This is a genomic window from Mycolicibacterium sp. P4_G11, assembly GCF_056555145.1.
The window spans coordinates 346,530-361,504 of sequence record NZ_JBFUJW010000006.1 but is presented as its reverse complement, the minus strand read 5'-3'; the positions used below and the strand labels follow the sequence as shown (position 1 = coordinate 361,504).

Here is a 14,975-nt window from a genome sequence, read left to right as displayed (position 1 = left end):
GCACGATGATCGCGCAACCGCCCACTGTGCTGGGCCGGCTCTTCGCGCAAGCGCGCCAGCAGCCGCGGGCAATCGCGTTGCGGCGCTGCGACGGCACCAGCGCCGTCGAATACGGGCAACTCGCCGCCTTGGTGACTGGCCTGGCAGCCGAGTTGCACGCGCGCGGGGTTTCTCGCGGATGCCGGGTACTGGTGATGTCCGACAACGGTCCCGAGACCTATGTCGCGGTGTTGGCGTGTGCCCGACTCGGCGCGATCGCCGTGCTGGTGGATCGTGGTGTCCCGAGCGCGACGGTCGCTCGTTTCGGTGAGATCACCAGTCCCAGTGCGGTATTCCTGACCCCGGGAACAGCGCCCACGGCGCTGCCGAGCACGCTGCGCTCCGTCCCGGTGATCGCCGTCGAATTCACCGATGGCATTGCCGAGTACACCGGGACCCTGCCCGCCGTCGCCCAACCGGAACTCACTGCTGATGATCCGTTGGCGATGATCTTCACCAGCGGGACCACCGGTGAGCCGAAAGCCGTGCTGCTGCCCAACCGAACCTTCTTCGCCGTCGCCGACATCCTGGCGCGCGAAAATCTGACCTGGATCAGCTGGGTGGCGGGCGAAGCCACGTACTCGCCGTTGCCGGCCAGTCACATCGGCGGACTGTGGTGGATCCTCAACTGCCTGTTGCATGGCAGCGAATGTGTCACCGGCGGTGAGAATTCGGCGTCGCTGGCAGAGATTCTCCAGACCAACCGGATCGCCTCGACCTGTTTGGTGCCGACTCTGTTGACGCGCCTGGTGGCCGAGGTGAAGAGCGGCGCGGCGCTGCCGCCGCTGCGGATGATCGGCTACGGCGGGTCGCGTGCCATCGCGGCAGACGTGGAATTCGTCGAGGCGGCAGGCATTCACACGGCGCAGGTCTTCGGTCTGAGCGAAACAGGTTGTACGGCCTTGTGTCTGCCGACGGCACCGGGGTCGATCGCCCGGATCGAGGCGGGCGCGGTCGGGCGGCCGTATCCCGGGGTCGAGGTGCGTCTGGCCGGCGGCGGTGAGTCGGGCACCCTGTGGATCAAATCCCCGGCAAACATGTTGGGGTACTGGAACAATCCCGAACGCACCGGTGACGTGCTGGTCGACGGCTGGGTCAACACGGGCGACATCTTCGACCGTGGTGCCGACGGGTACTTCTACATCAAGGGCCGGTCATCGGAGATGATCATCTCCGGCGGCGTCAACGTCGCACCTGACGAGGTGGACCGGATCGCCGAGAGCGTCCCCGGCGTCGACGCGGCGGCGTGCTTCGAGATACCCGATGCCGAATTCGGTGCCCTGATCGGGCTGGCCGTGATCCCCGCCGGTGACCTCGATGACGGCGAGGTCCGCAAGCTCAAGCAAGCGATCGCGGCGCGCTATCGGGCCGAGTCGGAGTCGATGGCCAGACCGTCGACCATCACGCTGGTCACCGATATTCCGAGGACGCAGTCCGGCAAGGTGATTCGGGCGGCGCTGGCAGCGGCGGTCCATGGCTGACGACGTCCGCGAACGGGTGCTGGCCGCCGTATCCGACGTGCTGTACGTCGACGAATCTGATCTGTTCGACGGCGACGCCACCGATCTGCGAGAACTCGGGCTGGACTCGGTCCGATTCGTCCTCCTGATGAAACGTCTTGGGGTGGATCGGGAATCGGACCTGCTGAAGCGCCTCGCACAGGATCTGACGATCGAAGGTTGGGCCTGGGAGTTGGAGGGTGCCCGTGACGGCGCCTGACGATGGTCGGATCGAACGGTTTCCGCTGAGCATCTCCCAACAGAACATCTACCACGGGGTGCTGCAGGACCCCGATCCGGCGCTGTACCTGATCGGCAAGAGTTACCGATTCCGGCCGATGCAGTCGGCGGCATTCCTGTCCGCGCTGGAAGCAACCGTGCGGGACAACCCCATCCAGCTGTGCGTCCTGATGCCGCCCCCGGCCGGCGACGGCTACCCCGAATTTGTTGCCCGGCTGCGGTTTCCGGACATCGTCCACGTGCGGGCACCGGCAGAGCCCGTCGGCGACGCGACCGCGGAGCTGTGGGCAGACGGCGTACTCGAGACGCCGCTCGTGCGCTACGTCGTGCACACCGATGTCAGCGGTGAGGTGGTGGGCATGGACGTGCACACCCACCACATCCTGCTCGACGGCGCGGCGACGGCAATCATCGAAGCCGACCTGGCCCGACATCTGGGTGCTCCCGGGCAGCAGCCCAGTCCTGCAATGGCTTTGGACTCGGTCGCCGCGGCGCACCGCAGCGAGAGCGCGCACGTCACGCAGGCAACCGAACGCCATGGCGCCGCGGTACATCGTGAGCTGACCGAACAGGCGCCGCGCGGCAATCCCACACCGGGCGCGGCCGGCGCGGCACTCGGCACCGCCGGCCGGGGCGTCTTGCGCGAATCGCGCCGGGTTACCGGGAGGGCCTACGACGAGATCGTCGCGGTCGCCGAAACCAGGCAGGTTCCGCTGAACGTCCTGGTGTCCGCGGCCGCGGTGGCGGTGCATGCGGGCCTGCGTCAGAGCGCCGAGGGCTTGTTGGTGCATCCGGTGGACAACCGCTTCGGTGCCCCGGAGCTGAACGTCGCCACCTGCCTGGTGAACTCGGTCGTCCAGCCCGTGCGGTTCCCGCCGTTCGCCTCGGTCCGGGACGTGGTGACCGCGATCGACCGCGGCTACGTCAAGGCGGTGCGGCGCCGATGGTTTCGTGAAGAGCGTTATCGCCGAATGCAACTGGCGATCACCCACAGCGCGCACGTCGAAGCGCTGACGGTCAATTTCCTGCGCGGCCGGTGCGCGGCGGAACTGTACCCATACCTGGCCGAACCTCCGGTGGTCACCGACATCGGTCCGGTCGAGGGGATGACCGTGGCCTGCGTCCACGATGAAGCCCAGCGCACCATCGACGTCGCCATCTGGACGCGGCTCGATCAACCTGAACGCGCCGACGAGTCGAACATCGCTGACCGCATCGTCGCGGCACTGCGATCGATGGACGCGCACTGGGACGAGCCGCTCGCGTTGACCGTCGGGCAGTGGTTCGGGCTCAGGGACGATGGCCGGCTCGATGCCGGTACCGGGGTGCCCGTGCTGCCGCCAGTCACCGCCCGCGCCTGGTTCCTGGACGTGGATCTGGGGCAGTGCCGGGGTCCCGGCGTCGACCGGTGGATCGCCGAGATCGTGCGCGCCGGTGCCGATCCCGGCGACGTACTGGTCTTCGTCGACGACGAGTCCCAGCGCGCGGTGGAGTTCCTGGTCGCGTGCCATCTGGCGGGTTGCGGCTACAGCGCCTGTGCGACGCCCGACGACGTGGCCTTGCGGGTCGACGCCATTGCCGAGCATTGCGATGCCCGCGCACACGCCGTCGACGTCGGCGCACAATGTCTCGAGTTGGACAGCACGACAAGACAACTCGTCGAGGACCGCATCGGCCATGTCGCGCAAGACAACCGGCTGGCTTCGAAGCTCGCTTATGTGATGCCGACGTCCGGCTCGACGGGGCAACCCAAACTCGTTCCGGTGACGCATGGTGCGCTGGCCGTCTTCTGTGCCGCGGTGCGGGAGGCCTACGGCTGGGGGCCGGCGGACACCGTCCTGCAGTGCGCGCCGCTCACGTCGGACATCAGCGTGGAAGAAGTGTTCGGCGCCCTGGCCTGTGGGGCGCGCGTGGTGCGGTCCGCCGCGATGCGTGCCGGTGATCTGCCGGCGCTGGCCCGCGACGTCGCGGTGCACATAGCGACCATTCTCGATCTGCCCACCGCGGTCTGGCACCTGCTGTGTGAGGACGACGAGACGCTGGTGGCGCTGAGTGGATCAGCACTGCGTCAGGTGATCGTCGGCGGTGAGGCCGTCCGGTCCACCGCGGTCGACAAGTGGCTGGATGCCGTTGGGAGCGAGGGCATCTCCCTGATCTCGACGTATGGTCCGACCGAGACCACTGTGGTCGTCACCCAATTGCCGATCGCTGCCGATGAACCGGCCCAGACCCGGGCCAGGCTCGGGCACCCGCTGGTGCCTGGCTCGGTGTTCGTCGGTTTCGGTGAGGTCGTCGTGGTGGGGGAGTTGGTATCGGCCGGCTATCTCGGCCAGGACGGCACGAGTTTCGGCGCGGTGCAGGCTCCCGACGGCTCCCGGTACCGGGCATTCGCGACCGGCGACCGGGTGACCACAGACAGCGCCGGCTACCCGGTGCTGGCCGGGCGTCGCGACGCGGTGGTCAAGATCGCCGGCAAGCGTTTCGACATCGCCGAGTTGGTGCGCCGGTTGTCAGCCGACCCCGGGGTTTCCGACGTTGCGGTGGAACTCGCCGGAAACGGTTTGGGCATCTGGTTCCAGACCCCAATGACCCGTGCCGGACACGACGATCCGGTAGCCGCTGCGCGGATCCAGAGCATCGCGAGAGCGCTCGGGGTACCGGCGTTCCAGGTGGTCGGTGTCCCGGCCATCCCGCGGCAGCCTAATGGGAAAGTGGACCGCGCGAAACTGACTGCGGCAATTGAGATTGCGCGTGACGACGCCGATCGGGATCCGCGGGCCACCGCCCTGGCCGAGCTGTGGAGCCGGAAGCTGGGGCGCGCTATTCGGCCGGACGGGTCGCTGTTGGACGCGGGTATCGGTTCGCTGGACCTGATTCGCATCCTGCCCGACACCCGGCGATTCCTGGATTGGCAGCTGTCCATTCTCGATCTGATCAGCGCTGACACCGCTGCCAATGTGGTTGGCTCCCGGCCTGATATCGATGCCTGGATGGACGCCGAGACGGCGGCCGAGATCGCCCACGATCTGTCCGCGACGCAGCAGCCGGGCCACGGTTCGGCCCCCGCCCGTCGGCGCCCGCTCAGTGGCGGCGTACCGACTCTCGTGGTCCTCGGGGCGTCGGGCATTCTGGGCACCGGATTCGCCCGGGCGGTTCTCGACCGCAAACAGTCCGGGCAACATTGCCCTGACGTGGTATTCGTCGCGAGATCGCCACTGCCGGAACATGACCCGTGGTCCACCCTGCGATCAGTGGGCGGCGTCGACATCGTGCACCATCCAGACGGCTTCGGCGCCGCCGAACTCGGCGCCCTACTGGACGACGTCGGCGCGGGCACCGTGGTGAACTGCATCGGCAACACCAACGTGTTGGTGCCCTATCACCGGCTTCGAGCGGCCAACGTGTCCGCGGTGGCGTCGATCGCCGAAGCGTGTGCGCGGCGCGGCACCAGGTTGGTCCAGCTGTCGACCTTCGTCGTCAACGCCGACGTGACGGCGGCCCGCGTGACCGACCCCCGCTGCGCACCGTACCCCTACGCCGCCTCGAAGTCGTTGGCGGAGTTGATCATTGCACGCACTCCGGGCGAACTGGACTTCACGGTCGTGCGGCTGCCCAGGGTGCTCGGCGACGTTCACCAACTCGAGCGATCCTCCGACATCCTGGTCGCGATTCTCGATGCCTGCACCGCGTTGGGTGCGTGCCCGGTGGTGCCCTTGACCGAAGAGGTCACCAGCGGCGTGGCCGCCGCGCACAGCATTCTCGGGCTCATACCCGAGCTGTCGCCGGCCGCCGACCTGGGACGCGGCCTGACGGTACTGCGCGGTGAAAAGGTGCCCTACACAGAGTTTCTCAGCGGCTTCGGGTTCGACGCCATCGATATCGCGCAGTGGAAAGACCGGCTGGACCGCAGCGCGTGGGCGGCCAGAAATCCGTCGCGGTGGGCGGTGATCGATGCGTGGATCGGGCTGGGCAGCAGGTTGCACGGCCGGACGTATGCCGACTATCTGGCCGAATATCCCACTGTCGACGTCGATTTCGCATCCATCGCGGAATGCACCAGCACGCCGCAGCCGCTGCGCGGTGTCTTGGCACCCGACCGCACCCAGATTGTCAGGAACTGATGGGCGCCGCCCGGCGACTGATCAGGAAAGGGCGCCACGCGCGCCAGATTGTGAGGAATCGACGTTGACGGATGTGACCGAACCTCGGCACGAGGCGCCGGCCACCGGCGCCATCTATCTCGACATCACCGGAATGTCGTGTGGCATGTGTTCCCGGCGGGTGCAGAAGGCGCTCAACAAGGTCGACGGCGTGCGCGCGTCGGTCAGCTTCGCCACCAAGACCGCCACCATCGAGACCGACGGTGACATCACCGCGGCCGAGCTGTGTGACGTTGTAGTGGGAGCGGGCTACGGCGCCGCAGCGCGCGCCGCCGCCCCGGACAGCTCGACTCCAGGACCGCTGCAGCGGCTCGTCGGCGGCATCCTCGGCCGGAACTCGTCCCACTGACCGGTTTGTCCTAATCTGTGGGCCCCGTGGCGTAGACGCCACGGGAGTGGCGGCGCACGATGGGATGCGTGACGCGATCTGTGGTGCTCCTCGGCTTTCGCGGAGTGCAGGCCCTCGACGTCGTCGGCCCGTTCGACGTGTTCACCTTGGCCACGGTGCAACTGGCCGTGATGGGACGCGGGGACGAGGGCTACGCCCCGGTCCTGGCCTCGGCCGACGGCGGCCCCGTCTCCACTCTGACCGGCCTCGAGTTCGTCGCGCAGCCGCCGCCGGACCCGAGCCAACCGATCGACACCGTGGTGCTGCCCGGCGGCATGGGGGTCGACCAGGCCCGGGGCAACCCTGCCGTCATGGACTGGATTCGTACCGCCGCACCGCACGCACGCCGGATCGTCAGCGTCTGCAACGGCGCGTTCCTGGCCGCGGAGGCCGGCCTGCTCGACGGCTGCTCGGCGACCACGCACTGGGCCTCGGCGGACCAGCTGGCCCGCGAATTTCCGCGCATCGCAGTCGATGCCGATCCGATCTTCGTCCGCAGCTCCGAGCAGGTGTGGACCGCGGCCGGCGTCACTGCCGGCATTGATCTGGCGCTGGCCCTCGTCGAAGACGACTACGGCACCGACGTCGCCCAGAATGTGGCCCGCTGGCTGGTGCTGTACCTGCGCCGGCCTGGCGGGCAGACGCAGTTCGCGCCGCCGGTCTGGATGCCCCGTGCCAAGCGCGAGCCGATTCGCGACGTGCAGGAGCTCATCGAATCCGAACCCGCCGGCGCGCACAGTGTTCCGGAGCTGGCGCGCGCCGCGGCGATGAGCCCGCGGCACTTCACCCGCACCTTCACCGCCGAGGTGGGGGAGCCGCCCGCGGCCTACGTCGAGCGGGTCCGCACCGATGCGGCCCGTCGGCAACTCACCGAGACCGACGACACCGTCACCGCCATCGCGGCCCGCTGCGGGTTCGGCAGCGCCGAGACGCTGCGCCGCAGTTTCGTTCGCCGCGTTGGCGTTTCGCCGGACCAGTACCGCAAAACCTTCGCCTAGAGGAGAGATCATGCAGGTTGCCATCGTGCTGTACCCGGGGTTCACGGCCCTCGACTTCATCGGGCCCTACGAGTCGTTGCGTTGGCTGCCCGACACCGAGGTCCGCTTCGTCTGGCACGAGCCCGGTCCCATCGCCGCGGACTCCGGCGTGCTGTTGGTGGGTGCCACCCATTCCTTCGACGAGACCCCGTCGCCCGACATCATCCTGATTCCGGGCGGGTTCAGCACCATGGAGCACGCCCGCGACGAGAAGGTGCTCGACTGGGTTCGGCGGGCCCACCAGAGCTCCACCTGGACGGCGTCGGTCTGCTCGGGGTCGGTGATCCTGGCCTCCGCGGGTCTGCTCACCGGCAAACGCGCGACGTCGCACTGGGCGGCCGTGCAGCTGCTACGTACGTTCGGCGTCGAACCCGTCACCGACGAGCGGATCGTGCCGGCCGGAGAGCACATCGTCACGTGTGCGGGGGTGTCCGCCGGCATCGACCTGGGCCTGTGGCTGGCCGGCCAGATCGCCGGCGAAGACAAGGCCAAGGCCATCCAGCTGTCCATGGAATATGACCCGCAGCCGCCGTTCGACTCCGGGCACATGTCGAAGGCATCGGCCGCCACCAAGGCCAGCGCGACGGCCCTGATGTCGCGTGAGCTGCTCAAACCCGTACAGCTCAAGGCCACCACGGCGCTGTTGTGGGACCAGGCCCTCAAGCGCGTCCGTTCCCGCCGCTGACGGGTCCAGTAACCTCGGCCGGGTGAATCTGGCATTCGACGACCGCGGCGGTACCGGCGAGCCGGTGCTGTTCATCGCAGGCCGAGGCGGCGCGGGCCGCACCTGGCACCTGCACCAGGTGCCGGCGTTCCAGCGGGCCGGCTTCCGCTGCATCACCTTCGACAACCGCGGCATCGGCGCCACCGAGAACGCCATCGGCTTCTCCACCGACCAGGCCGTCGCCGACACGGCCTCGCTGATCAACAAGGTCGTCGGCGGCCCGGTGCGCATCGTCGGGGTGTCGATGGGGTCGTTCATCGCCCAGGAGCTCATGGTCGCGCGGCCCGAGCTGGTGTCCTCGGCGGTGCTGATGGCCACGCGTGGTCGCGAGGACCGTGCCCGCACCTTCTTCCGCGAAGCCGAGCGGGCGTTGCTGGCCGCGGGTATCGAGCTGCCGCCCGAGGTGGACGCGAAAAACCGCCTGCTGGAGAACTTTTCACCCAAGACCCTGAACGACGACCGCGCCGTCCAGGACTGGATCGAGATGTTCACCATGTGGCCGACCAAGGCCACCCCGGGCCTGCGCGCCCAACTGGCCGTCGCGCCGGAAACCAACCGGCTGCCGGCCTACCGGCAGATCGCGGTGCCCGTTCAGGTGATCGGGTTCGCCGACGACGTCGTGCTGCCGCCGCACCTGTCCAAGGAGGTCGCCGACGCCATCCCGCTGGGCCGCTACCTGGAGATCCCCGACGCCGGCCACCTCGGCTTCATCGAACGTCCCGATGTGGTGAACGCCGCCGCGCTGGAGTTCTTCGCTGCCAACCCGACGTCGGCGGGGCCGACTGGTTAGGCCCTGTGACACGCTGTAGCAATGAACCCGTCGACGATTCAGGCGCGGGTCGTCGTCGACGAATTGATTCGCGGCGGCGTCCGCGACGTGGTGCTGTGCCCCGGCTCGCGTAACGCGCCACTGGCATTCGCGCTGGCCGACGCCGACCGGGCCGGCCGCCTGCGGCTGCACGTCCGCATCGACGAGCGCACCGCCGGCTACCTGGCCGTCGGGCTGGCGGTCGCCGAGGGTGCACCGGTCTGCATCGCGATGACCTCGGGCACCGCGGTCGCCAACCTCGGTCCGGCGGTGATCGAGGCGAACTACGCCCGCGTGCCGCTGATCGTGCTGAGCGCCAACCGTCCGTACGAACTGTTGGGCACCGGCGCCAACCAGACCATGGAGCAGCTGGGCTATTTCGGCAATCAGGTGCGGGCGACCATCAGCCTCGGACTGGCCGAGCCGACGGCCGACGTGGCCGCGTCCAATGCCCAGTGGCGCTCGGCCACCTGTCGAGTTCTGGTGGCGGCCAAGGGTTCTCGCACTGCCAATGCCGGCCCGGTGCAGTTCGACATCCCGCTGCGGGAACCGCTGGTGCCCGACGACGAAAACGAGGTGCCGCACGGCGCCCCGTACTGCCCCGAAGGCCGTCCCGATAGCCGGCCGTGGACCTACACCCCGCCGGTCACGTTCGACCAGCCGCTCGAGATCGACCTGACCGCCGACACCCTCGTCATCGCCGGTCATGGTGCGGGCCGCCACGAGAACCTGTCGCACCTGCCGACCGTCGCCGAACCGACCGCACCGCCGGCCGACAACCCGGTGCACCCGCTGGCCCTGTCACAGGTCAGGCCGCAGCAGGTGATCATGCTGGGCCGGCCCACGCTGCACCGGCCGGTGTCGGCGCTGCTCGCGGACCCGTCGGTGCCCGTCTACGCCCTGACCACCGGGCCGCGCTGGCCCGATGTGTCCGGCAACTCGCAGGCCACCGGCACCCGGGCCATCACCTCCGGGACGCCGGACCCGGACTGGCTCCGCCGCTGCGCCGAAGCCAACGCCCGCGCCGAGCACGCGGTGCGCGACCAGCTCGCCGCCTATGAACTGACCACCGGCCTGCACGTGGCGGCCGCCGTCGCCGACGGCCTGCAGCCCGGCGATCAACTGGTGCTCGGCGCCTCCAACCCGGTGCGTGACGCCGCGCTCGTCGGGCTGAACTCGCACGACATCTCGGTGCGGTCCAACCGCGGCGTCGCCGGGATCGACGGCACCGTGTCCACCGCCATCGGCGCCGCGCTGGCCCACACCAAGGGCCGGACCGTCGCGCTCATCGGCGACCTGACCTTCGTGCACGACAGCTCGGGTCTGCTGATCGGCCCCACCGAGCCGACGCCGAAGGCGCTGACCATCGTCGTCTCCAACGACAACGGCGGCGGCATCTTCGAGCTGCTGGAGCAGGGCGATCCCCGGTTCTCCGACGTGTCGTCGCGCATCTTCGGCACCCCGCACGACGTCGACATCGCGGCCCTGTGTCGGGCGTACCACGTCGAGTGCCGGCAGGTGGAGGCCGACGGACTGGCCGCCGCGCTGCGCGAACCCTTCGAGGGCATGCGCGTGCTTGAGGTCAAGGCGGACCGGTCCACCCTGCGGTCGCTGCACGCTTCGATACGGGCGGCGATCAAGGGCGCTCATTGAATTGGGCGGGCCTGCGGTGCCGGGCCAATACCTTGTGGGACAAGCTGATTCCGCTGCTCGTCGGCAGCGGCGAGGAGACCCGGTCGCAGCGCACCATCCGCCGGATTCGGATCGGCGTCGTCATCGTGGCGTGCCTGGTGACCCTGCAATCGGTGCTGCTGGTGCTCGGTGCCTGGCGTAACGATCAGCAGATCGAGCACAACATGGGCACCGCGGCCGCCGAGGTGCTCTCGGCCGGTCCGCGGCGCTCCACCATCGAATTCGTGACGCCCGACCGCGTCACCTACCGGCCCGAGCTCGGCGTGCTGTACCCGTCCGAGTTGGAGACCGGGATGCGCATCTACGTCGAATACGACCGCAGCAACCCGGATCTGGTGCGGGTGCAGAACCGCAACGCGTCGCTCGCCGTCATCCCCGCCGGATCGATCGCCGTGGTGGGCTGGTTGGTCGCCGGGGTCCTGCTCGGCCTCGTGACGCTCGTACAGCGCCGGCTGGGTTAGGTGGTCCGCTGACCTCCGGTCAGCTTGGCCAGCCACCCGGTCTCCTGGATGTCGACCACGGCATCGGCGCTGAGGTCGTACACCGTGGGCGTGCCGGCGTCACCGTCGCGGATCGCTTGCAGCCGGGTCTCGTTGGTCAGTGTCATCTCGTCGGTGTCGACGGCATGTCCGCCGGACTGGATGCTCGCCACGGCCTCGGCGCTGACGCCGGAGTCGGCGGCCCAGCTCGCGAGCTGACCGTCGGACGGCGCCGAACCCCCGGGGCTCTGGTGCCCCCACAATGTCGCGACGTACGCCTGCAGGGCCGGCGCCGAGGTGCCGTGCCCCGCGGCCAGGAACATCGCGCCCGCCACCTTGGCCGAATAGCCGTACCCGGTGTCCAAGAAGGTCACCGGGCGGTAGGTCACGGTCAGTAGCCCGAGGGCGATCAGGCCCTTCATCTCTGGTCCGTCGGTGTCCTGCAGGTGCGCACAGTGCGTGCACTGCGGCTCGGTGTACACCTCGATCTGCGCGGGGGCGTCGGGCCGGCCCGCGATGATGCCGAAGCCGTCCGCGGTGAGGGAGACGCCCGGCACATCCGGGTCCTGCAACGCCGATCCGGTGACGGTGCGGCCGCAGCCGGTGAGTGCCAGCACGGTGGCCAATACCAGGATCAGCCGAGGTAGACGCATGCTGACCCCTTTCTCACCTCGGTGCGACAGACGATACCGGGGGTACCCGAGTTGTGCCGGTCTTCGCGTCGCGTACCCCTGACGGCAACCTGACGGTCAGGCGGCGCTGCCAGCCTGCAGGTGTGCGAGTTGCGATCGTGGCGGAGTCCTTTCTCCCGAATGTCAACGGCGTCACCAATTCGGTGCTCCGGGTGCTCGAGCACCTCCGCCGGAACGGCCATGAGGCGCTGGTGATCGCGCCGGACACACCGCGGGGTGAAGAACCCGCCGACGCTTTCTGCGGAGATGTGCCCGTGCACCGCATCCCGTCCCGCATGTTCCCCAAGGTGACGTCGTTGCCGTTGGGTGTGCCGCGGCCGCGAATGGTGCGGGTACTGCGCGATTTTCGTCCCGACGTGGTGCACCTCGCCTCGCCCGCCCTGCTGGGCTACGGCGGACTGCACGCCGCACGCTTCCTCGGTATCCCGACCGTCGCGGTGTTCCAGACCGACATCGCCGGGTTCGCCCAGAGCTACGGCGTCGGCATGATGACGAACGTCGCGTGGGCCTGGAACCGGCATCTGCACTCGCGGGCCGACCGGACCCTGGCGCCGTCCAGCGCGACGATGGAAGACCTTGTCTCCCATCGGATTCCGCGTGTGCACAAGTGGGGTCGCGGCGTCGACGTCACGGGCTTCGCGCCGTCGGCACGCAGTGCCGCGCTGCGGGCGCAATGGTCGCCCGACGGTAAGCCGGTGGTGGGCTTCGTCGGCCGGTTGGCCCCGGAGAAGCACGTCGAGCGCCTGGCCGCGCTGGCCGGCCGCAATGACCTGCAGCTCGTGGTGGTCGGTGACGGCATCGACCAGGCGAAGCTCGAAAAACTTTTGCCCACAGCGATTTTCACCGGTGCGCTGTACGGCCAGGAGCTGGCCACGGCATACGCCAGCATGGACGTTTTCGTGCACCCGGGGGAGCACGAGACGTTCTGTCAGGCGGTACAGGAGGCCATGGCGTCGGGTCTGCCGGTGATCGCCCCGGATGCGGGTGGTCCGCGCGACCTGGTGACGCCCATGCACACCGGATTGCTGTTGCCGGTAGCGGATTTCGAGGCGTCCCTGCCCGCCGCGGTCGATCACCTGCTGGCCGAACGGTCCCGCTACTCGGTGGCCGCGCGGCGCAGCGTGCTGGGCCGCACCTGGCCCGCCGTGTGCGACGAACTCCTCGGCCACTACGCCGCCGTCCTCGGCGAGCGCCGCGCCCTGGCTGCCTAGCTCAACTCCCGCGAGCCGGCTTGGGGGCACCCCCGCTTGCGGGGGAGTTTGTACGGCGACACACCGCATTTGGTGTGCAGGAGCGTCACTCTCGCGGCCGCCGAGCGCCTCTCCCGGCGACGCTCTCTTGGGACGACGTTCGGTCAGGAGGCGTCAGCATCTGCTGACATAGTCAACGCATGCTGACAATGTCAGCCATTGCTGACAGGTCCCGACCGCAAGTGTCCCAGAGAGAGCCGACACGCCGAGCGTGCCGAGACCCGGGACGGCCACCTCCGTCGAGCTACGGGTTGCGGGTTATGAGGTCACCGCACCCGGTTCCGAGCACACCACCCACCCGAAGTGCGGCAGTCGCCGGCACCAGATATCCAGGTCAACCCGTCCTCCCTGCGGACGAATTTCAGCGCAGCCATCAGCCCTCAGCCCTGGGCGAGCTCGGAGACGGGCTGCCACTCTTCCCAGGTGCGCAAGCGGTTTTCGTAGTCGGCCTTGGCGATCTGCAGCGGTGCACTACCGAAAAAGACTCGCAGCGGCGGGTTCTCGGCATCGACGATCTTGAGCACCGCGGCGGCCGACGCCTCCGGGTTGCCCGGTACCGCGTTGCGCTCGCCGCGCCAGCGCGCGACGTCTGCGCGCAGCCCGTCGTACGCCTCGAGCTCGGTGGTCCGCTTCGCTGACGCGCCACTCCAGTCCGTCGAGAAGCCGCCCGGCTCGATCAGCGTGACGTGAATCCCGAACCGCTCCACCTCGGCGGCCAGCGACTGCGAGAAACCCTCCAGCGCCCACTTGGACGCGTGGTACGCGCCGAGGCCCGCGAACGCACTGATGCCACCGATCGAGGACACCTGGATGATGTGCCCGCCGCCCTGCGCGCGCAGGTACGGCAGCGCCGCCTGCGTGATCCACAGCGCGCCGAACACATTGGTTTCGATCTGATCCCGGGCCTCGGCCTCGGACAGCTCCTCGACGAAGCCGAACTGGCCGTAGCCCGCGTTGTTGACGACGACGTCCAGCCGGCCGAAGTGCTCGTGCGCGGCCTGCACCGCGGCGAAGTCGGCGTCGCGGTCGGTGACGTCGAGCGCGATCGGCAGCAGCGCGTCGCCGTACTTGGCCACCAGATCGTCGAGCGTCGACACATCCCGCGCCGTCGCGGCCACCTTGTCGCCGCGCTCCAGCACCGCAGCCGTCCACTCCCGGCCGAAGCCGCGCGATGTACCCGTGATGAACCAGACCTTTGCACCCATGCGGCTTACAGCCCCTGCGGTGGCCGTTCCATTCCCGTGGCCGGTAGCGTCAACCACGTGAGTCGCGCGTCATTGGAGAAGGATCCGCACGAGGTCGCGTCGATGTTCGACGGCGTGGCCCGTCGCTACGACATCACCAATACGGTGCTGTCGCTGGGGCAGGACCGGTTCTGGCGCCGGCAGACCCGCGCGGCGCTGGGCATCGGCCCAGGTGACAAGGTCCTGGACCTGGCTGCCGGGACCGCGGTGTCGACCGTCGAACTCGCGGCGTCCGGCGCGTGGTGCGTGGCCTGCGATTTCTCGGTCGGCATGCTGGCCGCCGGCGCGGCCCGGGACGTCCCGAAGGTCGCCGGCGACGCCACCAAACTGCCGTTCGACGACGGCGTGTTCGACGCGGTGACCATCAGCTTCGGACTGCGCAACGTCGTCGACTTCACCGCCGGCCTGCGCGAGATGGCCCGCGTGACCCGGCCGGGCGGCCGCCTGGTGGTGTGCGAGTTCTCCACGCCGACCAATCAGCTGTTCGCCACGGCCTACAAGGAGTACCTGATGAAGGCGCTCCCGACGATGGCCACCGCGGTGTCGTCCAATCCCGAGGCGTACGTGTACCTCGCCGAGTCGATCCGGGCCTGGCCCGACCAGGACGACCTGGCGCGTCAGATCGAGGCCTCCGGCTGGTCGCAGGTGAAGTGGCGCAACCTGACCGGTGGCATCGTCGCGTTGCACGCCGCGGTGAAACCGCCGATTGGCCTCTCCGTCTGA

General features: G+C 69.0%; 13 protein-coding genes. 11 read left to right on the top strand and 2 right to left on the bottom strand.

Translation table 11 applies throughout. The features are described from left to right. Positions 1-26 precede the first annotated feature (26 nt). From fadD10 to AC1U2B_RS15990, 9 genes are all read left to right on the top strand, one after another. Positions 27-1,520 carry a fatty acid--CoA ligase FadD10 gene (fadD10, locus tag AC1U2B_RS16030; RefSeq protein WP_480217755.1) on the top strand — a complete coding sequence of 498 codons (1,494 nt, stop codon included), beginning with the start codon at positions 27-29 and terminating at the stop codon, positions 1,518-1,520. Then, the gene (locus AC1U2B_RS16025; RefSeq protein ID WP_480217522.1) at positions 1,513-1,758 is read left to right on the top strand and encodes an acyl carrier protein; all 246 of its coding nucleotides are present in this window, start codon (positions 1,513-1,515) and stop codon (positions 1,756-1,758) included. The genes fadD10 and AC1U2B_RS16025 overlap by 8 nt, the downstream gene beginning before the upstream one ends. Further along, on the top strand, positions 1,745-5,899 hold the full coding sequence (locus AC1U2B_RS16020) for an AMP-binding protein (RefSeq protein WP_480217521.1): 4,155 nt from the start codon (positions 1,745-1,747) through the stop codon (positions 5,897-5,899). The genes AC1U2B_RS16025 and AC1U2B_RS16020 overlap by 14 nt, the downstream gene beginning before the upstream one ends. A 73-nt stretch (positions 5,900-5,972) precedes the next feature. Then, positions 5,973-6,287: a heavy-metal-associated domain-containing protein gene (locus tag AC1U2B_RS16015; RefSeq protein WP_480217520.1), complete on the top strand. Its 315-nt coding sequence runs from the start codon at positions 5,973-5,975 to the stop codon at positions 6,285-6,287. Positions 6,288-6,346: 59 nt separating this feature from the next. Further along, positions 6,347-7,324 (top strand): GlxA family transcriptional regulator, encoded by a 978-nt coding sequence (locus AC1U2B_RS16010; RefSeq protein WP_480217519.1) that lies wholly within the window; start codon positions 6,347-6,349, stop codon positions 7,322-7,324. Positions 7,325-7,334: 10 nt separating this feature from the next. Further along, positions 7,335-8,048, top strand: a complete 714-nt coding sequence (locus tag AC1U2B_RS16005; protein WP_043401491.1) for a DJ-1/PfpI family protein — start codon at positions 7,335-7,337, stop codon at positions 8,046-8,048. Between the two features lie 22 nt (positions 8,049-8,070). Beyond that, entirely contained in the window at positions 8,071-8,877 is an 807-nt protein-coding gene (locus tag AC1U2B_RS16000; RefSeq protein ID WP_480217518.1) for an alpha/beta fold hydrolase, read from the top strand. 21 nt (positions 8,878-8,898) lie between these two features. Next, complete coding sequence (gene menD, locus AC1U2B_RS15995) at positions 8,899-10,548, top strand: 2-succinyl-5-enolpyruvyl-6-hydroxy-3-cyclohexene-1-carboxylic-acid synthase (RefSeq protein WP_480217517.1); 1,650 nt, start codon at positions 8,899-8,901, stop codon at positions 10,546-10,548. Then, positions 10,545-11,048, top strand: a complete 504-nt coding sequence (locus tag AC1U2B_RS15990) for a DUF3592 domain-containing protein (RefSeq protein WP_480217516.1) — start codon at positions 10,545-10,547, stop codon at positions 11,046-11,048. The genes menD and AC1U2B_RS15990 overlap by 4 nt, the downstream gene beginning before the upstream one ends. Here AC1U2B_RS15990 and AC1U2B_RS15985 read toward each other — a convergent pair. Next, positions 11,045-11,719, bottom strand: coding sequence for a DsbA family protein (locus tag AC1U2B_RS15985; RefSeq protein WP_480217515.1), 675 nt, complete (start codon positions 11,717-11,719; stop codon positions 11,045-11,047). The genes AC1U2B_RS15990 and AC1U2B_RS15985 overlap by 4 nt on opposite strands. 122 nt (positions 11,720-11,841) lie before the next feature. Here AC1U2B_RS15985 and AC1U2B_RS15980 point away from each other — a divergent pair, with 122 nt between their 5' ends. Continuing rightward, complete coding sequence (locus AC1U2B_RS15980) at positions 11,842-12,969, top strand: glycosyltransferase family 4 protein (protein WP_480217514.1); 1,128 nt, start codon at positions 11,842-11,844, stop codon at positions 12,967-12,969. A 419-nt stretch (positions 12,970-13,388) separates the two neighbouring features. Here AC1U2B_RS15980 and AC1U2B_RS15975 read toward each other — a convergent pair whose 3' ends face one another. Next, a complete protein-coding gene (locus tag AC1U2B_RS15975; RefSeq protein WP_480217513.1) occupies positions 13,389-14,213 on the bottom strand; it encodes an SDR family oxidoreductase in 825 nt (274 codons plus the stop codon). Between the two features lie 57 nt (positions 14,214-14,270). Here AC1U2B_RS15975 and AC1U2B_RS15970 point away from each other — a divergent pair, with 57 nt between their 5' ends. After that, entirely contained in the window at positions 14,271-14,975 is a 705-nt protein-coding gene (locus tag AC1U2B_RS15970) for a demethylmenaquinone methyltransferase (RefSeq protein WP_043985000.1), read from the top strand.